17 protein-coding genes are annotated in these 21,401 nt (G+C 42.2%); 4 read left to right on the forward strand and 13 right to left on the reverse strand.

Annotated elements, in window-relative coordinates:
• Window positions 1–10: 10 nt before the first annotated feature.
• The 4 genes from AC0VYI_RS06650 to AC0VYI_RS06665 form a co-directional block, all read right to left on the reverse strand.
• Window positions 11–2,020, reverse strand: a complete 2,010-nt coding sequence (locus AC0VYI_RS06650; protein ID WP_475448146.1) for a RecQ family ATP-dependent DNA helicase — start codon at window positions 2,018–2,020, stop codon at window positions 11–13.
• A complete protein-coding gene (locus tag AC0VYI_RS06655) occupies window positions 2,017–2,985 on the reverse strand; it encodes a serine/threonine protein kinase (protein WP_475448148.1) in 969 nt (322 codons plus the stop codon). The genes AC0VYI_RS06650 and AC0VYI_RS06655 overlap by 4 nt, the downstream gene beginning before the upstream one ends.
• A gap of 118 nt (window positions 2,986–3,103) precedes the next feature.
• Complete coding sequence (locus AC0VYI_RS06660) at window positions 3,104–4,336, reverse strand: tetratricopeptide repeat protein (protein WP_475448150.1); 1,233 nt, start codon at window positions 4,334–4,336, stop codon at window positions 3,104–3,106.
• Window positions 4,337–4,455: 119 nt separating this feature from the next.
• Window positions 4,456–5,727 carry a response regulator gene (locus tag AC0VYI_RS06665; protein ID WP_199477339.1) on the reverse strand — a complete coding sequence of 424 codons (1,272 nt, stop codon included), beginning with the start codon at window positions 5,725–5,727 and terminating at the stop codon, window positions 4,456–4,458.
• 282 nt (window positions 5,728–6,009) lie between these two features.
• Here AC0VYI_RS06665 and AC0VYI_RS06670 point away from each other — a divergent pair, with 282 nt between their 5' ends.
• On the forward strand, window positions 6,010–6,390 hold the full coding sequence (locus AC0VYI_RS06670; RefSeq protein ID WP_199477340.1) for a VOC family protein: 381 nt from the start codon (window positions 6,010–6,012) through the stop codon (window positions 6,388–6,390).
• Between the two features lie 49 nt (window positions 6,391–6,439).
• Here the strand turns inward: AC0VYI_RS06670 and AC0VYI_RS06675 are convergent, their stop codons facing one another.
• The 7 genes from AC0VYI_RS06675 to AC0VYI_RS06705 form a co-directional block, all read right to left on the reverse strand.
• A complete protein-coding gene (locus AC0VYI_RS06675; protein ID WP_475448153.1) occupies window positions 6,440–7,714 on the reverse strand; it encodes a hypothetical protein in 1,275 nt (424 codons plus the stop codon).
• A gap of 264 nt (window positions 7,715–7,978) precedes the next feature.
• Window positions 7,979–8,740, reverse strand: coding sequence for a phosphatase PAP2 family protein (locus AC0VYI_RS06680; RefSeq protein WP_475448155.1), 762 nt, complete (start codon window positions 8,738–8,740; stop codon window positions 7,979–7,981).
• 428 nt (window positions 8,741–9,168) lie between these two features.
• Window positions 9,169–10,407 (reverse strand): saccharopine dehydrogenase family protein, encoded by a 1,239-nt coding sequence (locus tag AC0VYI_RS06685; RefSeq protein WP_475448157.1) that lies wholly within the window; start codon window positions 10,405–10,407, stop codon window positions 9,169–9,171.
• 59 nt (window positions 10,408–10,466) lie between these two features.
• Complete coding sequence (nspC, locus tag AC0VYI_RS06690; RefSeq protein WP_199477344.1) at window positions 10,467–11,564, reverse strand: carboxynorspermidine decarboxylase; 1,098 nt, start codon at window positions 11,562–11,564, stop codon at window positions 10,467–10,469.
• 113 nt (window positions 11,565–11,677) lie between these two features.
• A complete protein-coding gene (locus AC0VYI_RS06695) occupies window positions 11,678–12,427 on the reverse strand; it encodes an IS5 family transposase (protein WP_475443932.1) in 750 nt (249 codons plus the stop codon).
• A 45-nt stretch (window positions 12,428–12,472) separates the two neighbouring features.
• The gene (locus tag AC0VYI_RS06700) at window positions 12,473–12,919 is read right to left on the reverse strand and encodes a transposase (protein ID WP_475443934.1); all 447 of its coding nucleotides are present in this window, start codon (window positions 12,917–12,919) and stop codon (window positions 12,473–12,475) included.
• Complete coding sequence (locus tag AC0VYI_RS06705; protein ID WP_475443936.1) at window positions 12,843–13,277, reverse strand: helix-turn-helix domain-containing protein; 435 nt, start codon at window positions 13,275–13,277, stop codon at window positions 12,843–12,845. Before AC0VYI_RS06705 ends, AC0VYI_RS06700 begins: the two co-directional genes overlap by 77 nt.
• 296 nt (window positions 13,278–13,573) lie before the next feature.
• Between AC0VYI_RS06705 and AC0VYI_RS06710 the strand changes: the two genes are divergently transcribed.
• On the forward strand, window positions 13,574–15,619 hold the full coding sequence (locus tag AC0VYI_RS06710; protein WP_475443938.1) for a HAMP domain-containing methyl-accepting chemotaxis protein: 2,046 nt from the start codon (window positions 13,574–13,576) through the stop codon (window positions 15,617–15,619).
• A 234-nt stretch (window positions 15,620–15,853) separates the two neighbouring features.
• The gene (locus tag AC0VYI_RS06715; protein ID WP_475443627.1) at window positions 15,854–16,603 is read left to right on the forward strand and encodes an IS5 family transposase; all 750 of its coding nucleotides are present in this window, start codon (window positions 15,854–15,856) and stop codon (window positions 16,601–16,603) included.
• Between the two features lie 141 nt (window positions 16,604–16,744).
• Here the strand turns inward: AC0VYI_RS06715 and AC0VYI_RS06720 are convergent, their stop codons facing one another.
• Window positions 16,745–18,217 (reverse strand): sensor domain-containing diguanylate cyclase, encoded by a 1,473-nt coding sequence (locus AC0VYI_RS06720; protein ID WP_475448159.1) that lies wholly within the window; start codon window positions 18,215–18,217, stop codon window positions 16,745–16,747.
• Between the two features lie 553 nt (window positions 18,218–18,770).
• Between AC0VYI_RS06720 and AC0VYI_RS06725 the strand changes: the two genes are divergently transcribed.
• On the forward strand, window positions 18,771–19,349 hold the full coding sequence (locus tag AC0VYI_RS06725; RefSeq protein WP_475448161.1) for an NnrU family protein: 579 nt from the start codon (window positions 18,771–18,773) through the stop codon (window positions 19,347–19,349).
• 91 nt (window positions 19,350–19,440) lie between these two features.
• Here AC0VYI_RS06725 and AC0VYI_RS06730 read toward each other — a convergent pair whose 3' ends face one another.
• Window positions 19,441–21,357 (reverse strand): methyl-accepting chemotaxis protein, encoded by a 1,917-nt coding sequence (locus tag AC0VYI_RS06730; RefSeq protein ID WP_475448163.1) that lies wholly within the window; start codon window positions 21,355–21,357, stop codon window positions 19,441–19,443.
• Between the last annotated feature and the right edge of the window lie 44 nt (window positions 21,358–21,401).

The following is a 21,401-nucleotide window of genomic DNA, read 5'->3' on the forward strand; positions in this document are numbered from 1 at the left end:
TGTTGAGGAGTCATTGTGTTAGTAGCGCTTTTACCGCAGCAATAACGTCTTTATAGGCTTTCTCTTCATAAACACCAAAGCCTGTTAATTGACGGGCTTTGATCTTCGTAAAAATTGGTTGTGCTAGTCCAGTTAAAAAACGTGTTATTAGAACCGGTGTGAGCGTTGTCTCTGGGCTTTTGTTTCGCAATTGTTGTGCGAATTCTGTGACATAGTGAGCCATTTGTTGACGCTGTTTTTCCAGCGATTCTTTTTGTTCTATCGGTTCTGGGAAGACAAGCGCTTTTCCACGGCATACAGAGCAATGTCCACAATGTTCTGGGGCATTTTTATCACCAAAATAGCGAGCTAGGTTGTGGTTCAAGCAGCGATTGAGTTCAAAGAAGCGAATCATGGTAGCAATGCGTTCGATTTCTGCGGTTTGTTTTTCCGTTACGTATTGATCTAAGACATTCAGTAAGGTGTCTAGATGAAACCGCTCTAGATTGACTTGATAGACCTCGGTTAGTTGCTTGCTTTCTAGTGTGAGCACATGGTGAGACTCAGCGTATTCTAATAGTTGCAGGACATCGCCGCGAGAAAACCCTGATTGTTGATAAATTAAATCGAAATTTGGTGTGCCCCAGATTTTCTTATATTGAATGCCTTTAAGAATAGCATCGTAAGCGGCGCGCATGTCATCAGGAACTTGTGCCGCAAAGGCATAGCGATCACCTTCCCACTTTAAACGTACATCTGCGTAATAACTGTATTTAGGAGTGATAGCCCCGAGGATCTCGAGTTGAACCAAGAGGGTTTTTAACGGCAGTGAGCGAATGTTGGTTTGGTTGGATAAGCCGTATAGCTGAGTTTCCCAAAGTGTTTGTTGGCCATCATTGATCTTAGCTTGTTCTTCAATGGTAGCGAGCAGGGAGGCAATGTCTTGGCGTTCCGGTGTATCGCCATAAACGAAGTTTTCTAACGTGTGTAGGCCTTCTAGACTGGCTAACAGTACACAACGGCTGGCTTGGTTATCACGTCCCGCTCGGCCGATTTCTTGGCTGTAATTCTCAATGGATTTTGGTAAATCATAATGTACGACGAGTCGAATGTCCGCTTTGTCTATGCCCATGCCGAAAGCGATGGTGGCGACGATGATGCGCGTGCGACTTGCCATAAAATCTGCTTGAATTTGGCTACGAAGGTCGTTGCCAAGCCCAGCATGGTAGGAGGTTGCTGAGTAGCCTTTTGATCTTAGTGCTTGAGCGATATCATCTGCGGTTTTTTGCTGAGTCACATAGACAATGCTGGCTCCTTGGGTGCCATCTAAAATTGCGATTAACTTGTCGAGTTTTTCATGGCCTTGTGCAGGAATAAGATCCACGTCTAAGTTGTGGCGATAAAAGCCTGTTTGCACAATGTGCTCAGGGAAAATATCAAACTTTTGCGCCATGTCTCTTTGTACTCGACGAGTGGCCGTGGCGGTTAAGAGCAAAACGAGAGGGATGTTTAGCTCTTGTTTGTATTGCGGGAGTTTTAAGTAGTCAGGGCGAAAATTGTGTCCCCACTCAGAAATGCAGTGGGCTTCATCCACCACTAGCATAGAAATTGGCACTTGCTTAATAAAGCGACGAAAACGTTCGTTCTTAAAACGCTCGACCGAGATCATGAGAATTTTAATGGCACCACTTTGGGCTTGTCTCATGATCTCCTGACTGTCTTCTTTGGCTTGGCTGGAATCCAAGCAGGCAGCGGGAATGCCTTTACTTTGTAAAAAAGCTAATTGGTCATGCATCAGTGCGATTAGCGGTGAAATGACTAAGGTCAGGTTGGGTAACTGTGTGGCGGTAAATTGATAGCAAAGGGACTTTCCTGAACCCGTTGGGAAAACGGCAAGGGAAGAATGCCCTGATAACAACTGAGTAATGGTTTGGCCTTGGCCTTCGCGAAAGTGCTCGAAACCAAATATGGCGTGTAATGCCCCTTGTAAATCGCGCGCTTGAAAAGTTGGGGTAATGGCTAACGGTGTACTTGTTTTCATAGAGAAATCTGCCCCCATTCTTGTTCACAGCTATGTAATTCGTTCAAATGATTGAGCCAATATTCTTCACTGGCAAACCAAGGAAAGGCTTTAACAAACGCAGGGTCGCTCCAACGTTGCTGTAACCAGGCCGCATACTGGATAACGCGAGCGCTTTTGAAGACATCGATCAGGTCTAATTCGCGGGTTTCAAAAGGCAAATACGCTTCGTATCCTTCAATCATTTCACTCAATTGCTGTCTTGGGTTTTCGGTTTGTGTCAGGTGGAGCCAGATATCTTGAACGGCCACACCGTTTTGACAATCGTCAAAGTCCAATAAATGAAACTGACCGTTATGCAACATCAAGTTGCTTCGATGGCTGTCCCCATGAACGGCTCTCAGTTGTGTGGGCCAATAGGCTTGAATGCGAGTGGCGCTCATGTCAATCAGCTTGGTTATTTGAGTCTGATAAATGGGTTTGAGTTTTTGTGGTAGATAGTCCGCTGCTAGGATTTGCTTAGCCGCCAGAGCCATTTGCTCAAGAGGTGACACACTGATGCGTTTGGTAAAGGGGGCGTTCATTTTTTGATGGACTTGGCCAATTAATTCTCCCAGTTGATACAGCTGATCAAGGTTGTCTGCTTCGGGGTGCTGTCCAATGAGTTTTGGGGATAGGCAAAAGTGTATGCCGTTATGGCTAAACAGGCTTTCACCGTTAAAGACCATGGGAGCGACAACGGGTACGCCTTCCTCTTGTAATCTTAATAGGGTGAGATGTTCCTCTTTGATCTGGGCTTCACTCCAGCGTTCTGGTCGGTAAAACTTGGCGATCACTGTTGGACCACCTTCTATCCCAATTTGATAAACTCGGTTCTCATAGCTGTTTAATGGGTAAATTCGCGAGTCGCTCCATAATCCAGTAGATTCTACGGCATCGAGAATCACGTCGGGAACAAGGCGGGAAAAAGCGTGGGAAGCAGACATAGTTAACTCTCTGGTGAAATAAAAAAGACTTGCTGCTGTGTCATACCAGCAAAAAATAGCAAATCAATAGGGGACGATAACGGGGACGCTCTCCAATGGCAAGTTTACCTGTGTTTGATTAAAGTCTTAAGCCTAACATTCTCTTTAGGGTCACTTCTTGATGGGGCGTTAATGGTTCCGCTTCTTCCATGCTGATACGCCTTCCCCAAGTATACCATGCTTTGACGGCGTCTTTTTGTAGTCCCCTTGCCAGTAGGTTCTGAACTTCTAGACGGAAAGAATTGGTGATAACCTCAGGGTTATTCTGTCCAATCTTTCGTAACCGAGTCAGTGCTCGATTAAACTTTTCGATCAGTCTTGGCGCTTCTATGTCGTTTTCGATTAGCTCGGTAATGGTCCTTAAATAATCGTAGTAAAGCGCTGGCGTATCACTATTATTGTTTTTGGTGCTGCGGATGGCTTTTGAGAAGGCTTGCTCTGCTGTGAGCCAGTCCTCTAAATCGATGCTAATTCTTCCTAACCGTAAGGAGCGTTCATGGGAGCGAGGAGAGACGATCAGCGCTTTAATAATGATTTCTTGAGCATCCTTTGGTTGATTAAGCTCTAAATATAGGTCGCCTAGTAGATCATAAGCAGAGAAAAAGTATTGGTTTAATTCAATCGTCTGTTCAAGTGCTACAACCGCTTGCTTGAGTTGATTGAGCTTGATATGACATTGTGCCATACCAAAATGGGCCCATGACAGCTCGTTATTACGTTGCAAAACCTTAGTATAATGAGTACTGGCAGCTTGGTATTCTCCTTGCTGATAGAGACTTTCCCCCATCACTCGAAGACATTGGCTGGCATATTGAGGGTAGTGTTTAATAATGGCTTTTGCTACACGTTCAAGCGTAATGTAATCCTTCTGTTTTCTGGCTTGATGGGCAAGGTCAAAGATGATTCTTTGTTTAACGACGCGTTTTAGACGGCGATGGAATGCCGCCGGGGTAAAGGGCTTCACTAAATAGCAGTCGGGCTGGTATTCTAAAATACTGACTACGCTTTCATAGGCTCGGTCTGCTGTAATCATCATAAAAATCACGGGATGATCAATGCTGTAATGTTTACGTGTGGCTTCAAGTATCTGCTGACCATTGATTTTATTGTCAGCATTAAAGTCAGAAAGAATAATATCGTATTGGATGGCTTGAATGCGTTTAATGGCGGATTGATCAGATATTTCAAAATCTATTTTCTCATAGCCTAACGATACCATTAATGACTTCAGTAAAAAGCGCATCTCAGCAATGCTTTCGATGATAAGGACGCGTTGTTCTGCTGCTGCACCGGATTTTGTAATCACTTCCATGGTCAACCTTGATATGGATGAGGTTAGATTAGACGTCTATATAGTCTAGAAGAAAATACAGACCTCTCTCCTATTTTTTGCTCGTATTCGATTTTTGTTAGGGGGAAATAAACGCTTTATTAGAGTAAGCCGAGTCGCTTTTTTAAGGTTAACTCTTGTGCAAGGGTTAGCGCAGATGCTTCTCCCTTTTCAATAAGTTTGCTCCATAGCTGCCAGGAGCGAATGGCTTCGCCAAGATGGTTTCTATACAGCAATTGTTGGATTTCAAGACGAAAAGAATTGGATAAGACATTGGGATTAGATTGACCTAAACTTCTTAGTCGAGATAACGCGCGTCTAAATTTATCCTGCAATCTTGTGCATTCTATGCCTTGTTCGAGCATGGAAGTAAGTGTCTTTAAATAGTCGTAATATAATTCAACATTTTCTGAACTTGTATCTTTCGCGAGGCGAATGGCTCGGGAAAGCGATTGTTCTGCTATGGTCCAATCTTGTATTTCGACACTAATACGTCCTAGTCTATGGGATCGTTCAACGGATCTTGGTGAATTTTCCAAGGCTCTCAGTATCGCGGATTGGGCTTTTTCGAGGTTTCCCATTTTGCTATGGACATCGGCAAGTAGGTCGTAAGCTGAGAGAAAATGTTTACTGAGGGCAACGGTTTTTTCAAGGTGATTTATGGCAGAAGGAAATTCGTCAAATTCCACATCACATTGTGCCATCCCATAATAAGCCCATGCCAGTGTGCTATTACCTTCGACCACCATAGCATAGTGCTGTTTAGCCTGCTTATATTGCTTGCGTTTATAAAGGGATTCACCTATCACTTTCAAGCACATGCTGGCGTATTGTGGATATTGTTTTAGAATGTCACGAGCATGCTTTTCCATGGCCTCGCAGTCATCTTTTTTTCTTGCCTGATCGACCACGGAAAAGATCTTTTTCTGGCCGATAATTTTGTTAAAACGACGATGAAATGACGAAGGCGGGAAAGGCTTAACCAAATAACTATCGGGTTCATATTCTACGGCGCTGACAACACTTTCGTAAGCGGTGTCAGCGGTAATCATCATAAAAATAGCAGAATGGTCCAAGGAGTAATTTTTACGAGTGGTCTCAAGAATGTGTTGCCCATCAATGTTGCCACCTAGGTTGTAATCCGATAAAACAATATCGTATTTAAAGTTCAAGATACGCTTAAGCCCACCTTGTCCTGATGGCTCTACATCAATTTTTTCATAACCCAGCGAGGTCATTAAGGATTTAAGCATTAAGCGCATTTCCGCAATGTCTTCGATAATAAGAACGCGCTTGTCGGTAATGCTGTTTTTAGGTGTGTCTACTGTTATGGAGCTGGTTGCAGCGAAGTCAACCTGAGTTATGTCTGACATACGACTCTCTGACGTTAGCATTCTAACCCTATTGCCAATAAACGGGTAGGGTGAGCGGTAATTCTATGACTCTGTTTATAGCATATTTTTACACATTTGTTATATCAAACGAGCAACGATTACGTCAATTTCTGCGCAAAGTCACTTTTGATTCACTGAAATTGGCGATAATACGTTTCTCATAATCTGCTTAGGCATGCTACTTTGTTTGTACTAAGAACTGAATCACACTCTATAAGTGTTTTTCGTGGTATTTCCAATTTTTTAAAAGAGGAAAAATGAATGTTTAGTCATGTGATGGTTGGCGCGAACGATATTGAAGAGTCAAAAACATTCTACGATGCTGTTTTTCAAGTGTTAGGGCATCCTCCCGGATCGATTAACCCCGAAGGACAATGCTTTTACTTTGCGGATAATAATGTTTTTGCATTAACAAGACCGCTAAACGGTCAACCTGCAACCCATGGTAATGGCACGACCATTGGCTTTTTAGCAAAGTCTACCAAGTTGGTTGATACTTGGCATGAGGTTGGAGTGGCTCATGGTGGTGTTCCTTGCGAGGATCCACCAGGAGTACGTGATTTTGAGGATAGGCAGTACTATATTGCGTATTTACGTGACCCCGCTGGTAATAAAATATGTGCATTACACAGCATATCGTAAAAAACTTTTTTCAGTAAAAAGGTTCCTAGACCTTTTTACTGAAAGTGGGTTAATTGCTGTTGCTTTGAGGTGACGTGGTTTCTATTTTCTGAGTGTCACTTTGTTTCACTGATGTTGTTACTGTTTGTGGCGATGACTGTGTCGTTTTGGTTGGATTTATTGTCGCCAACAGTTCTGATAGCCTTTTTTCTAATGAGTTTGCATAGCTTGTTTTGTTTAACAGCTTGGTGTTTAGCGATATGATTTGTGCCGCCAGTTCTTCCAGTTGATCTTTTTGCTTTGTTACTTGCTCACTTAGTGCCGTGTTTTGTTGTTCTAATGCTTGCTCGTTTTTCATATTGTGATCAATAAAAGCAGCAATGGCTTTGCCTTGTTGGCTGATTGGTTCATTACGTTTGTCTGCTGCCCCCAGTTTACTCGAAATCGTTAAGAGAATATCTTCGATATTTACAATGTAATTTTCATAAGCACTGCTTGGTAAGGCTTGTAATTGTTTGACTGCAATGGCGACTTGCTTAGCATGTTGGATAGCAAAGATGGCTTCTTCTGCTTTTTCTTTGATTTTGCTAATGGCTCGCGGCTCAGCGTTAATAAAGGCTTCTGCAGCCGTCACAGACGCGGCAGCTTGAGCCAAGGTTTTTGGCGCATAATCACCAATCTGGTCTTTTTTTAACTGATTGAGTTGTTGGTTCGCATCGGCTAAATAGATTTTAGTGATCGTTTTCACTTCTAGAGCACGTTGTTTTACAAGCAAATCAGGTTGGGCGCTGATGGCGGCATTCATTTTGTCGTTTGCAATGTCGTCAACTAGGTTTTTCAATTCATTATTCAGTTGTTTGACCGTATTGGGGTAGTACTTATCTGCCCCAATTTTGGTGAGCTGTGCTTTGTAGTCGAATGCACTTTCGAGAGTGCTCATTGCATTGCTGCGGATATTTTGAGCTTTCGTTAAGTGGGCGTTGAATTTGGTTATGTCTGACTGAGCCGCTTCCAGGTTGGTTTTTGAGCTGAAAAAACCACTGCTACTGTTTGCTTTGGATGGGTCTAAGGCAAATTCACCATAGTACTCTTTCGCCTCAGCAAGGGCTTTTCTTGCCTCTTTCATTTGTTCTGTTGCGAACCAATCGAGTTCATCGCTTTTGGCGGATTCTAATGCCATGTCAGCTTGATCTAAGGCGTTTTTTACTATGTTAATATCTGAGGCTGTTTTTGATTTCGCTGCATCCTTTGCTAGGCTGGCGGTTGAGTCTGGATTAGAGGCGCAACCCACTAAAGTAAAGGTGAGTGTTGTGACGAGGGCAGCAATTTTCAGCTCGTGTCTCATGTGTACTCCGTTAGAAAAGCCTATTTGAATAAGATGTGATTGGTGCGAAATGATCATATGACGGTATCGTCATGATCATTTTAAGCACTAGGTAAATTAAAGCATAAAAACCACTTCAATTTGCTTTAAATTTACAATATTCGCTGGGTCTTTTTATTCGTATACTGGCTCTTATGGGCTGTCATAATACATGAAGGCTACCGAGTCCTCTGTTAGCACTGATGGTGCTTGATAGTACTCATGACTTCTATTTTCTACTAAGAATCAGTGTTTTTTACTAATAAGCCATTGATTGCGAAGTTGGTTCAAATAAAAGAGAAAAGCAATAGCGATAATTAGGGTGACTTCAAAATGTCCTTGTGGGTAGCCACCATTGTGAAACGGCAAGGTGACAACACAATACAGAGGGATAACCATGGCAATCCACTGGGACAATGCGGATTTGCAAAAATGATAGTGCTTTGCAACCTTATAACAAGCTAGGCCACACAATAAACCAATAGCGCCTCCGACTAGAACATCAATTGGCCAGTGAGCTCCTACCATCACGCGACTGAACATAATGAGCAGTAAGACGCAAACAATAGCAATACGCTGTTGTGTGTTTTTTGCTATCACGAGGAAAAAAGTGGCAATAACACCTGCTGTTGCCGAATGTCCCGAAGGAAAACTGTTGGTATGTAGCAGTTTACCAACTAGATGAAAGCTTCCTTCTGGTAATACGCTGCCAGGTCTCTCCATAGAAAAAAAGGCCTTCATACCATGGGTAATCAAGGTGGTTGGAATGATGGCAATAATGGTGGCTGATAGCAATTTGGGGTGAATATAAATCACAAAAAGCAATAGAGCGATAGCTACTTGAGTATCACCTAACAGCGTGATGGAAGACCATATATTATCAGGGATAACGCTGCCTAATGAGTTAAGCACGAGGAAACTGGAATGGTAGCCGCCCATCAGCCAGAGTCCTAAAGCGGTAATAAACAATACACCACTTAGCGTTAAGACAAAACGTAGGGGAATCATACTCGTCTTGCTTGACTCTGTGTTTGATAGCAAATGACACCGAAAAAATTTAGGTATGTGAAACAAACCGACCATCTCCATAAAAAGTAGGAATATTTGAAATTATTATTAAGCATACACTTAGTTAGGTGAAAATTTCATGAACTTTTTATGCGCTTTTTGTGTTTTTTTAAGGGGGATTGTGTATTTTTGTAATTCGATATGCTTTTTTGTGAGGTGGAATAATTCGTTAGAAGAAGAGAAGTACGTGTTTGTTGGGGGAAGGCACAAAAAACCACCTTAGCTTTTCACTAAAGTGGTTTTAAATCCATTAACAAAGCAGCAGGATGGTGTGTATATTGCCATCTTGTTGGTCTAGAAAATCGTTTTGGATGTAGACTTTCTAGCTTTTCTATTTCATCTGTTTGCTAATCAGGGGATAGACTGGATTAAGGTGTAAAAGGGCGGTCGCCGTTTTCATCTTTAATACGAGTCGGTAATCCCATGGTATTTAACAGAGTTAGGAAAGGTTTAGGATCAAGCTGCTCAACATTACGCATTTCTTTTGCATCCCATGTGCCATTGGCAACAAGAATAGCGGCGGCCACCGGTGGTACGCCTGCGGTGTAAGAAATCCCTTGGCTACCGACTTCGTTATAGGCGTCTTTATGGTCCGCTACGTTGTAGATAAAGACTTCTTTTTCTTGTCCGTCTTTAATGCCTTTGACAACATCGCCGATACAGGTTTTGCCAGTGTAATCAGGAGCAAGGGAGGATGGATCTGGTAAAACCGCTTTCACCACTTTCAGTGGAACGACTTCCAAGCCTTCTGCTGTTTTAACAGGCTGCTCTGATAGTAATCCGAGGCTTTTCAAGACAGTAAATACATTGATGTAATGCTCGCCAAAGCCCATCCAAAAACGTACGTTTGGTACATCTAAGTTTTGAGAAAGTGAATGAACTTCGTCGTGGCCTGTCATATAAGCCGTCTGTTTGCCAACAACAGGCAGGTCATCCGTACGGCTGATTTCGAACATTTTGTTTTCTTGCCATGCATTATTTTGCCAAGAATAGACGCGTCCAGTGAATTCTCGGAAGTTAATTTCAGGGTCGAAGTTCGTGGCAAAATATTTGCCATGGCTGCCCGCGTTGATATCAATGATGTCGATATCACTTACGGTATCAAAGTAGTCGTTATAGGCAAGCGCGGCGTAAGCGTTTACTACGCCTGGATCAAAGCCTACGCCTAGAATGGCAGTAATACCTTTTGCTTTACAAGCGTCACGGCGTTGCCATTCGTAGTTGGCATACCAAGGTGGGGTTTCACAAATTTTTGTTGGGTCTTCATGGATTGCGGTGTCTAAGTAGGCAGCCCCTGTTTCCATACAGGCTTCAAGTACAGACATGTTGATGAAGGCTGAACCGACGTTAATAACGATTTGTGATTCGGTTTCTTGAATTAATTTTACAGTGGCTGGCACGTCCAGAGCGTTTAGGGCGAATGCTTGAATACGACCCTCAACTTTCATACTGCCTTTGTCTAGGACACTGGCTACAATATCGTCGCATTTCGAAACGCTACGTGAAGCAATTGCGATATTGCCCAGTGTGTCATTGTGTTGGGCGCATTTGTGGGCTACTACACGAGCCACGCCTCCGCCGCCGATGATTAAGACATTTTTTTTCATAGTAACAATCTCTTTAATGTTTAGTGTCGCGGTGTTTTTGCCGTTTTCATAAACGGTCATTAAGATAAATTTTGCATAAAGTCGTTGTAATGAAATTCTTTAACGACCTCAACGTTGCCATCCAATTGGCGTACGGCAATAGACGGCATTTTTACACCGTTGAACCAGTTCTTTTTCACCATGGTATAACCTGCGGCATCTTGAAAAGACAAACGGTCTCCTACTTCTAGCACTTTGTTAAATTTGAATTCGCCAAAAATATCGCCAGCCAAACAAGATTTACCACAAATCATGTACTCATAGTCACCTTCACATGGGGACATTTTCGCATTTTCACGATAAATGAGCAGATCAAGCATATGGGCTTCGATGGAACTATCGACAACGGCGAGATGTTTGCCATTAAACAATGTGTCTAACACCGTCACTTCGAGAGTGGTACTGTTAGTAATCGCCGCTTCGCCTGGTTCAAGATAGACTTGAACACCATATTGCTCGGAAAAGCTTTTGAGTCGTTGACAAAATCGATCTAATGGGTAGTCTTCACCTGTAAAATGAATGCCACCACCTAGACTGATCCATTGCATTTTGGCAATCAAATGGCCAAAACGTGCTTCGATCAGTGTGAGCATTTCATCGAAACGCGCAAAATCACTGTTTTCACAGTTGTTATGGAACATAAAACCTGAGATATCATCGATGATGGTGGCGATTTTTTCGGGATCCCATTCACCAAGACGACTAAAAGGGCGTGCAGGATCAGCAATGATAAATTCTGATGTGCTGACTTGTGGATTCACTCGCAACCCACGGGTCTTATCTTTGCTTATATCTTTAAAGCGAGAGAATTGACCAATGGAGTTGAAAATGATCTTGTCACTGTTGTCGAGCACTTCGGCTATTTCATCATCGGCGTAGGCCACGCTGTAGGCATGTGTTTCACCCTGGAACTTCTCTTTGCCGAGTTTGACCTCGTATAAGGAAGAGGAAGTCGTGCCATCCATGTATTCTTGCATTAAGTCAAAGACAGACCATGTGGCAAAGCATTTCAACGCCAGTAATGACTTGGCACCAGATTGTTTTCGCACATAAGCAATCTTTTCTAAGTTCTTTAGAAGGTTGGCTTTATCAATGAGGTAATAAGGTGTCTTGATCATGGCTGCTTGCCTGTCCGCAAAAGGGCGTATTTTAGTGCAAATAAGGGGCGTTTTTCCACCGTGCGAGAAGTCTTTTTTGGGGCAATTTTGCAATCTTAGGGGCTGTTGATCTTTCACATTGGCAGCCAAATGATCGAGCAAGCTAACGCTAACATGCTTTCAAAGTGAATTTTCAACTTATCATAGCGCGTGGCTATCGCTCTAAAATGTTTGAGCCGAGCAAACGCATTTTCAACTAAATGCCGATATTTGTATAAACACCAATCTATATCGGCGTTTCCTTTTTTCGAATTTTGCTTTCTAGGAATGACTGGAGTCGAGCCGCATTGACGAACTTTCTCGCGAATCGCTTCACTGTCATAACCTTTGTCCGCAATGATGAAATCTCCTTGTGGCAAGACCTCAATAAGGGCATTGGCCACTTTACTATCATGAACTTCTCCGCCTGTGATTATGAACTCTATTGGTAAACCATAACTGTCTACAGCAAGGTGGATTTTGCTTGTATTACCGCCACGACTCAGCCCAATCGCTTGATTTTCCTCAGAGGATGCGCCCGCGCTGTGTTGATGCGCTTTTATATAGCTGCCATCAAGAAACTCCCATTGCGTATCCTTATTGGCCGATAAGGATTTGAATAGCCTGAGTAAAATTCCTTTTCTGGACCACAGTAAAAAACGACGGTAAACCGTATTCCATAAGCCAAAATAGTCTGGTAAATCTCGCCAAGGGCAGCCGACACGCAACCGATAAAGAATGCCTTCCATCGTGTATCGATGCTCTCGCTTGTTATAGACTCTATCTTCAAGCAGAATAGCTTTTAGCTTCGACCACATCTCATCAGTGAGCATTAATCGGGGCATGGTAATCTCGTTGTATTTGTTTTTGGCGAAGTAAATTATACGAGATTACCTTCTTCGCTCACAATTCAGACAAAGATCAACAGCCCCTAATATCAAAAACACTTTCTTATTCGATGATTTGATCAACTGCTTTATAAAACGGAGCAGTACTTTGGCCGTCATGGTGCTGCTATAAATCATAAAACGCACTTTTCCTTGATTGGTAATCGACGAGATCATGTTCATAGAGCAACGTTTAGCGGGTATGACTTGTACGGGAGTTTGGCCTTTTGGGGCGTAACTACGTCCATGTTGGCTATCATTCCGCAATCCCGTTTCATCTCCCCAATGGATCTCTGCATTCTCTTGCTTGGCCCGCTCTTTTATCTGTGGATATTGTTCATTTAACCAAGCATCAACTCGCTTGGGGTCTTGCTCATACGCTTTTTTTAAGAGCTTCTGTGGCGTGAACCCCCAGCGTTGTAAGTAATCTCCAACCGTGCGAATAGGCATATTTTTCCCCCAATTGTTTAATTAATTGCTGAACGGCTCGACGAGTCCATAGCGCAAACGCCAGCTTGCATTGGCCTGGCATTTTGTCGGTAATTTCCCGCTGTATGCGATCTTCTTGGGCTTCTGTCAAACTACGTTGATCCCCTTCGATCCGACCACGCTTTTTGTAGGTGAAGCTGGCTTCTCCTTCTTTCTCATAGGCTCGACACCAAGCGCTAACGGTCTTTGAGCTAACCCCTGTAATAGCAGCGATATATTGAAAAGAGGAGGATTGCGTTTCACGAAGTCTTATGGCTTGACGGCGTAGGACTAGCAATTCGGCAGAAGATAATTTTCGAGTGTCTATTTTTTGATTCATTTTTGCATTATATCAGGATTATTTGTTCGCCGAGTTAATAAAAATAAGCAAAGAAGTCTATACAAAAAAAAACATCATTTAACTCAATATCACAAATTCCATCTTAACTTATATGATATTTACGAAATCATCATATACTTTTTGAAAAAAACTCTATCATAATTTATTTTTATAGATTAAAAGCTCGCTCACGACATATTGGCGTCAAATAACGCCAACAAAATTTTTGTGAATTTAGTTTTCGTACCATAAAATGCTGTTTAAAAATCTCTCACCTCGAGGAAAAGGGTTATAGAATGATAAAAATCAGATCACTGTCTATTAGAGAAAAGCTTTTTACAGGTTTTATTTTACTAATTGTTATGATGTCAATACTAGCTTGGATAGGAGTTTCCAGTTTAAAAGCTACAAATGACCGTCTTAACTACATAGTGAGTGTCTCTTCAGAAAAATTAAAACTGGCAGCACGTATTAATCAAGATGTACTTTCTATCACTCGAGCAGAAAAGAATCTAATTTTAACAAATAATTCAAAAGATCAAGATGAATATTTAGCGTATGCTAAAACTGTATTATCCAGCATGAATAATAAAGTTAGTAAGTTACGCAATCTCATGGATGATTCTACTGATAAAAAACTAATCGATGAATTTTCGAAAGCCTGGAATAACTATATGGTTGTTAATGGGCAAGTAATACAATTCGCTCGACTTAATTCAAATTATAAAGCAAATATTTTGGCAGAAGGAAAAATGCTTGACGCTTATAGTGAAGCATCAAAATTTATATCTAGCATCATTGATCGTAATAAAGATGATCTGGATAAATCGACTTCAGTAAATATAGTCAGTAATCTTGGCACACAAATCTATGTCTCAAATAAAATTCTAACAAAGTTAAATGAAATTGAGCTAAATGTAAAAAACATGATACTGTCAAAAGATCAAAAACAAATGGAAAAATATTCAAAAATAATCAAAAATAATTCTGAATATATAATTGAAAGCTTAAATAAGTTGCAATCAATGGCCTCACCAGAAACAACTGAAATGATAAGTGAGTTCAAACCACTTTATCAAAAATATTCAGTTTTTAAAGATCAGGTTGAAGCATTAACTCGCCAAAATGGTAATAACAAAGCACTTGAATTATCTAGTAATAAAGGAAGAGAATTGAGTGATTTGGCTATAAAAAGCATGGCAAAAATAGTCAAAAAATCGGAAGATGATATGGATAAGGATTCCATGGTCAGCAAACAAGATTACACAACAACTCGCAATATGATGTTACTCATAACATTAGTTGGATTAGTCTTGGGCATCGCTGCGGCGCTATATATTACGTTAACGGTCACTAAAGCATTGCAGCGCTTGTACATTAATTTACAAGAAATCGCTCAAGGAGATGGAGATTTGACGGTGCGAATGAATGACAGTGCAAAAGATGAAACAGGCCAGGTGGCAATGGCTTTTAATCTTTTTGTTATCAAACTACAAAAAGTAATAGGAAATATATCGAGTGCAACACATCAAGTCGCCACTGCAGCAGAAGAAATGTCGAGCACGGCTCAACAAACAAATACTGGCGTCATGCAACTTAGTTCGGAGACCACTCAAGTCGCTACTTCCATCGGAGAAATGACAGCCACTATTACGGATGTTGCTAGAAATGCTGAAAAGGCCGCCTCCTCTTCTACTGAAGCAGACAATAATGCAAAAAATGGAAGGCAAGTTCTAGATGAGACCGTCAATGCTGTTCATACACTTTCAGAGGAAATAGAGAGCTCAACAGACGCCATTCAAACACTCAGAGGCGATACGGACAATATTGTTACTGTACTAGAAGTTATTAAAGGGGTTGCCGAACAAACCAATTTATTGGCGCTAAACGCCGCTATTGAGGCCGCCCGAGCAGGTGAGCAAGGCCGAGGGTTTGCTGTGGTTGCAGATGAGGTGCGCACATTAGCTGGACGTACTCAAGCGTCGGCCACTGAAATAGAGTCCATGTTAGATAGCTTACAAAGTAGTGTATCGACTGTCGTCACTGTCATGGATAAAAGTAGGAATCACACCTCTCTCGTCGTCGGCAAAGTCAATGACGCTGGATCCATGTTAGCAACGATCATAGAATCTATAGAAACGATCAGTGATATGAACAGCCAAATAGCCACTGCGTCAGAAGAACAAAGTCTTGTTGCGGAAGAAATTAATCGAAATATTAGCAATGTTCATGGTGTGACAGAACAGTCAGCTGCGGCGGTCCAACAAATGTCTTCAACAAGTTCAGAGTTGGCGCAACTTGGTGAAAAATTACAGGAACAAGTTGGGCAGTTTAAATTTTAAAGTGCATGTTTTGTCCTCTACCTGATTGGTCAATGCCATTAACTTATTACCCTGGCAACCTTTTGTTACTCCGAAAATTTTCTTGAACGTCTATACTATAAGGCTTTCTAGGGAGACAACTGGAAACATTTTTCCGCCTATTTACTAGGGGCTGTTGATCTTTGTCTGAATTGTGAGCGAAGAAGGTAATCTCGTATAATTTACTTCGCCAAAAACAAATACAACGAGATTACCATGCCCCGATTAATGCTCACTGATGAGATGTGGTCGAAGCTAAAAGCTATTCTGCTTGAAGATAGAGTCTATAACAAGCGAGAGCATCGATACACGATGGAAGGCATTCTTTATCGGTTGCGTGTCGGCTGCCCTTGGCGAGATTTACCAGACTATTTTGGCTTATGGAATACGGTTTACCGTCGTTTTTTACTGTGGTCCAGAAAAGGAATTTTACTCAGGCTATTCAAATCCTTATCGGCCAATAAGGATACGGAATGGGAGTTTCTTGATGGCAGCTATATAAAAGCGCATCAACACAGCTCGGGCGCATCCTCTGAGGAAAATCAAGCGATTGGGCTGAGTCGTGGCGGTAATACAAGCAAAATCCACCTTGCTGTAGACAGTTATGGTTTACCAATAGAGTTCATAATCACAGGCGGAGAAGTTCATGATAGTAAAGTGGCCAATGACCTTATTGAGGTCTTGCCACAAGGAGATTTCATCATTGCGGACAAAGGTTATGACAGTGAAGCGATTCGCGAGAAAGTTCGTCAATGCGGCTCGACTCCAGTCATTCCTAGAAAGCAAAATTCGAAAAAAGGAAACGCCGATATAGATTGGTGTTTATACAAATATCGGCATTTAGTTGAAAATGCGTTTGCTCGGCTCAAACATTTTAGAGCGATAGCCACGCGTTATGATAAGTTGAAAATTCATTTTGAAAGCATGTTAGCGTTAGCTTGCTCGATCATTTGGCTGCCAATGTGAAAGATCAACAGCCCCTAGTTATTTCCCCGTCTTTTTTTCAGTTAAGTTGGGCTTGATAACATATTCTCTGGTTCTCCTGTGTCTATGGCTAGCCAGAGACTGTTCACAAATTGTTGATAATAGAGAATAAATATGACGTTTTTATAAAAAGACAGTTATAACTCTGTTACGTCCTGTTTGTTTGGCTTGGTATAAGGCGCGATCGGCGGCTTTAAATGCTTCATCGGCGGTTGCTTTAGGGGATTCAATAACAGCAACGCCAATTGAGACGGAGTAATGGATGATATCGTTTTGGTGAGCTATTGGGCGCGTAAAGATATGCCGGCATATCTTTTTTAATAGGGTGGTTGCGTCGTTTGGGGGAGTGTCTGGCAGAAGAATTGCAAATTCTTCCCCGCCAATGCGAGCGAAGTGATCTGATGGGCGAATAATTTGGCGAATGGTTTGGGTAAATTGCTTTAGTACATAATCGCCCACTGCATGTCCATATCGATCATTGATGCTTTTGAAGAAATCAATATCGAGAATCGCGAAGGAGAAAGGACGTGGTGGTTGAGGGCATGCCATAAAATGGCTTTTCATAAGTATCTCGAACTTACGTCTATTCACCAGCCCCGTTAGAGGGTCGGTAGTGGCTTCATGTTGCAGTCGTTCTTCATCGCGTTTTCGAGCAGTAATGTCCCAACAGATACCTGCAATAACATTGTTTATATTACCATTGCCTTTTGCCATACTGCTGGAGACTTCGACCCAACAATATTGACCATCTAAACGTAGGATCTTAAGGTCACAACGTAATGTTGATGTATCCGATTTAAGAAACTGGAGCGTGGTTTTAAGGAAAGGTTTTCTGTGTGGTGGGTATATGCGTCTTAGCCATTGGCGTAGGGAAAAGAGTTGACGAGTCACTTGTTTTTCGTTTGGGATGAGGACTTCTGAGGTACACCATAGATGCCCTCGCCGCCAGTCTAACTCCCAACTGCTGCAGGCAATATTTTCTTTTAGTATATCGAGCTGATGTTGCTTTGCCCGATAATGATCTCGAACAATCGCGCTGGAAATAAAATAGCTGGCCGTTCTCAGTAGTGTGATGTCATTAGCAGTCCACTTATATTCTCTTTCACAGTCATCGAGACCTATTGTGCCCCACCACTGATTCTCTATGATGATAGGAAGGGTAAGCATAGACTTGACACCCTGACTGACTAAATGACTTTTTAGCCAGTCATCGGGGAGAGTGCGGGTCATGACGCTTTGATATTCGCCTCGTTTTCGGCTTTCAATTAATGCGATGTATTCAGGTTCAACAATAGGAGATTTGAAACGGTTGAAATGAGGTAAACCAATTTGTTTGTATTTTTTGTGAGCATGCCATTCAAAGGTATAGTCTTGGAGGATGTAATCGTGTTGAAGCTCCAAGGTTTGAAAAACCCATACGCGGCTTACTGAAGTGGCTCTGCCAAGCTCAGCCAGTAGTTTATTGATGCCTTCCAGCCAGCCTTTGCCTGTCATGAGTTCCTCGGCGCTATATAAAATAGCAGCGAGTATGTCGTTTTCAAGGCTTGTTACTTCTCTGTCTACAAGCTTATTTAAGTTGCCTGTTTTGATTACCATTGAGAAAAAAGCCACCACACATACATTGTGCCCCGTTCTAGTAGACCACTATTCGTATTAGTGGATCACTATTAATAAAGAGCATGTTTTCTTACAGACGCTTCTGTCAGACATTTTCTGTCTGGGTGTTGTTACTTAATGTACCCTAAAGTAGTAGTGATTGAGAACGTTCTAGAGTAACTATTTATCGTCTTACTGTGTTATTTCCTTTGAGTAGGCGGAAGAGTTGGTCTTTAGGCTTGAGGTTTGTTAGCGCGACACTACAATGTGACTGCACTTATTTCCATAAAGTCGATTGCTAGTAGTCACTGTTTGGGTTGAGAAAAGGGCTTTTAAATAAGTGAAAACAAGGTACTCTTGTGCTCGCTGTATAATGTGTTTGTTTTTCCTTTAAAAAAAGGGTGAACAAGTTCTTTTGTCTTGGCAATTGCTCCTGCATTGCCCTAATTACCTACATCCTCGTCAGAGTCAGTAGGTGGCAAAAACTTGTCATTCGCCCTTTTTTAATAAAACACGGTGTGGATTTTTGTTTATCAGTTAGGAATTGCGTTTTATGTTGATTTTAGTGATTGGTCTAGTCATGTTTTTTGTACTGCATTCAGTGCAAATTATAGCGCCGAAGTGGCGGGAAGAGGGCATCTTGCGCCATGGTAAAATGCGCTGGCAAATGCGGTTTGGTATGGGAGCTTTGATTGCCGTTGCTTTCATTTGGATGGGGTTTACACAAGTGCGCTTGGATCCGACATGGGTCTGGCTGCCACCTAGTTGGATTCGCCAAGTCTCCTCATTGCTCATGTTGGTTTCTTTTTATTTCGCTGCATGTGCTTTGATACCTGGCACAAAATTGAAAGCCATGACGGGGCGCCCCTTTCTGTTAGCAGTGAAATTATGGGCGTTTGCTCATTTAATCAGTAATGGCAAATTAGAAGATATAATCATCTTTGGGAGCTTTTTAGTGTGGTCGATCGTGGCTTATGCGGTACTTCGACGTCGTGATAGAGCTGAAGGTGTAAAGCATGAGTATATCGGCATTCATATGGACTTAGCTGCGTTTACCATCACCATGATTACTTGGTTTGGTATGGTGTTTTATTTCCATAAGTTGCTGTTTGGTGTTGCGCCATTGGTTTAATGGTTGCCATAAGAATAATAAAAAAATCCCCATTGGCACTTGGCCTATGGGGATTTGTGTTTTTAAGGGTCAGTTTCTTAACGGTATGATTTTAGGTACGGAACCTATTAATGTTTTTCGTGAGATCGTCCGCTAAGGCTTTGAGCTCTTCGGCTCGTTTCGCACTTTGTGTTGATAACTCAACCAGCTCAACTGAACCCTGCTGAATATCGTTAGTGTTTTGGTTAATTTCAGACGTAACACTCGTTTGTTCTTCCGTGGCGGTGGCGATTTGGGCTGCACGATCATTAATCAAATTGATGGATTGTTGAATACTGTCTAAGCTTTGCTTGGCCTCATTCACATCATTGACGCTGCCTTCGGCTTGTCCATGGCTTTTCTGAATTTTGCTAACCGCATTTTGTGTGGTACTTTGCAATGATTCGATCATTCTTTGGATTTCTTCAATAGAACTGTAGGTGCGTTGAGAGAGTTCGCGCACTTCATCGGCGACGACGGCAAACCCCCGACCTTGTTCGCCAGCTCGAGCCGCTTCAATGGCAGCATTTAGTGCTAGCAAGTTGGTCTGCTCTGCAATGCCTGAAATGGTCGTTAGGATCGAGCTAATGCCATTGGCATTATCACTGACATTGTTAATGACCTCGGCCACTTCTTGGATTTCTGTGGCGAGCGCTAGGATGCTGTTTTGGCTCTTGATGACTTGATCTTGTCCTAGGCGGCTGGCATTGACCGTTTCATCCGCGTTATGTGCTGTGTCGGTCGCATTATTGGCAATTTCTTGAGTGGCTTGAGCCATTTGATGAACCGCAGTCGCGACCATTGCAATGTTGTGCTGTTGCTCTTCAAGTTTAAGCGCACTGTTGCTAGAGGACTCATGGGCTTGATTGGCTTGTAGTGCGAGTTGTTGACCAATGTTTTTTAAATGCGAGATGGTACTATGCAATAGTTCGACAAACTGGTTAAAGTTATCGACCAATACGGCAATTTCATCCTTAGAGCTGGCGGTTAGGCGCTGTGTCAAGTCCCCATCACCATTCGCTATTTGCCCCATACTGTCGGATACTCGGCGTAAATCTTTCAACAATAAACGAGTCACTTGTGTCACGACGAGGGCGGCGATCAAGATGATAATTAACGAAATAATGATCGTTTTATAGCCGAGGCTTTTAATGGGTGCATTCAATACGTTTTCATGCATGATCATGCCCAACACCCAAGGGCTTCCTTTGATTTTACTGGCGTACATAAGCATTGGCTTCCCATTGAGGGAGAATGCTTTAAACTGAGGGCCTTGGTTGATACTGTTAAAGAAGTTACTATCCAAGGCGGGTGATATATCGGTTGCATTCTTTAAAATCAAGGATTGATCAGGGGCAGCAATGATTTTTCCGTTTGCATCAAATAGCGTACTGTAACCGTCTCCCTGAACATCTAGGGCGAGTATACTGTCCATGACATCATTCAGGAATACAAGGCCACCAAGTGCACCTTTAAATTCTCCGTCAACAATGACGGGTTCAACAAATGTCATAGACAGTTTTTTGGTGGATGCTGAAATATAGGGGGCTGTCACATAGGCTGTTTGTTTGCTTTTCGCCTCCTTATACCAGTCGCGAACTCGTGGATCGTAGCCTGCGCTGTTTAAAGATGGGTCATGACGAAACATTTCCCCGTCTTCTAGTCCTAAGAAAGTCATACCAAAATTTAAGCTGGTTTGAGCTTGCTGTAGAATATCTAAAATGGCTTTATTGTCGTTCTCCGCCTGTGGATGGGCTTTTAGTAGGGCTTCCACCTTGTTGCGCATGGCTTTTAGAGCGTTAGCTCTATCTGTAGACCAGCTGTCTATATAAGTGGAAATGGCATCGGCTTGTAGTGCGGCTTCTTTGCGAACTTTATTCTGACTCGCTGACTGAAATTCGTAATAGGAGAGTATCCCGACACCGAGAGTGACGACGATAGCAACTATAATTGACTGCAATGCAATTTTAGTCTGAAGAGAAAGCTTCATGATGACTCCATTAATAAACTAATTGATAGTGACTCAATAAGCAC

Source organism: Marinomonas sp. 63XJN7_9_ISO-PGPR-S23-217 (assembly GCF_056173515.1).

Bases quoted from the DNA above. Each gene is read 5' to 3' on its own strand.
- AC0VYI_RS06650 (WP_475448146.1), bottom strand. From the start codon at position 2,020: ATGAAAACAAGTACACCGTTAGCCATTACCCCAACTTTTCAAGCGCGC.
- AC0VYI_RS06655 (WP_475448148.1), bottom strand. From the start codon at position 2,985: ATGTCTGCTTCCCACGCTTTTTCCCGCCTTGTTCCCGACGTGATTCTC.
- AC0VYI_RS06660 (WP_475448150.1), bottom strand. From the start codon at position 4,336: ATGGAAGTGATTACAAAATCCGGTGCAGCAGCAGAACAACGCGTCCTT.
- AC0VYI_RS06665 (WP_199477339.1), bottom strand. From the start codon at position 5,727: ATGTCAGACATAACTCAGGTTGACTTCGCTGCAACCAGCTCCATAACA.
- AC0VYI_RS06670 (WP_199477340.1), top strand. From the start codon at position 6,010: ATGTTTAGTCATGTGATGGTTGGCGCGAACGATATTGAAGAGTCAAAA.
- AC0VYI_RS06675 (WP_475448153.1), bottom strand. From the start codon at position 7,714: ATGAGACACGAGCTGAAAATTGCTGCCCTCGTCACAACACTCACCTTT.
- AC0VYI_RS06680 (WP_475448155.1), bottom strand. From the start codon at position 8,740: ATGATTCCCCTACGTTTTGTCTTAACGCTAAGTGGTGTATTGTTTATT.
- AC0VYI_RS06685 (WP_475448157.1), bottom strand. From the start codon at position 10,407: ATGAAAAAAAATGTCTTAATCATCGGCGGCGGAGGCGTGGCTCGTGTA.
- nspC (WP_199477344.1), bottom strand. From the start codon at position 11,564: ATGATCAAGACACCTTATTACCTCATTGATAAAGCCAACCTTCTAAAG.
- AC0VYI_RS06695 (WP_475443932.1), bottom strand. From the start codon at position 12,427: ATGCCCCGATTAATGCTCACTGATGAGATGTGGTCGAAGCTAAAAGCT.
- AC0VYI_RS06700 (WP_475443934.1), bottom strand. From the start codon at position 12,919: ATGCCTATTCGCACGGTTGGAGATTACTTACAACGCTGGGGGTTCACG.
- AC0VYI_RS06705 (WP_475443936.1), bottom strand. From the start codon at position 13,277: ATGAATCAAAAAATAGACACTCGAAAATTATCTTCTGCCGAATTGCTA.
- AC0VYI_RS06710 (WP_475443938.1), top strand. From the start codon at position 13,574: ATGATAAAAATCAGATCACTGTCTATTAGAGAAAAGCTTTTTACAGGT.
- AC0VYI_RS06715 (WP_475443627.1), top strand. From the start codon at position 15,854: ATGCCCCGATTAATGCTCACTGATGAGATGTGGTCGAAGCTAAAAGCT.
- AC0VYI_RS06720 (WP_475448159.1), bottom strand. From the start codon at position 18,217: ATGGTAATCAAAACAGGCAACTTAAATAAGCTTGTAGACAGAGAAGTA.
- AC0VYI_RS06725 (WP_475448161.1), top strand. From the start codon at position 18,771: ATGTTGATTTTAGTGATTGGTCTAGTCATGTTTTTTGTACTGCATTCA.
- AC0VYI_RS06730 (WP_475448163.1), bottom strand. From the start codon at position 21,357: ATGAAGCTTTCTCTTCAGACTAAAATTGCATTGCAGTCAATTATAGTT.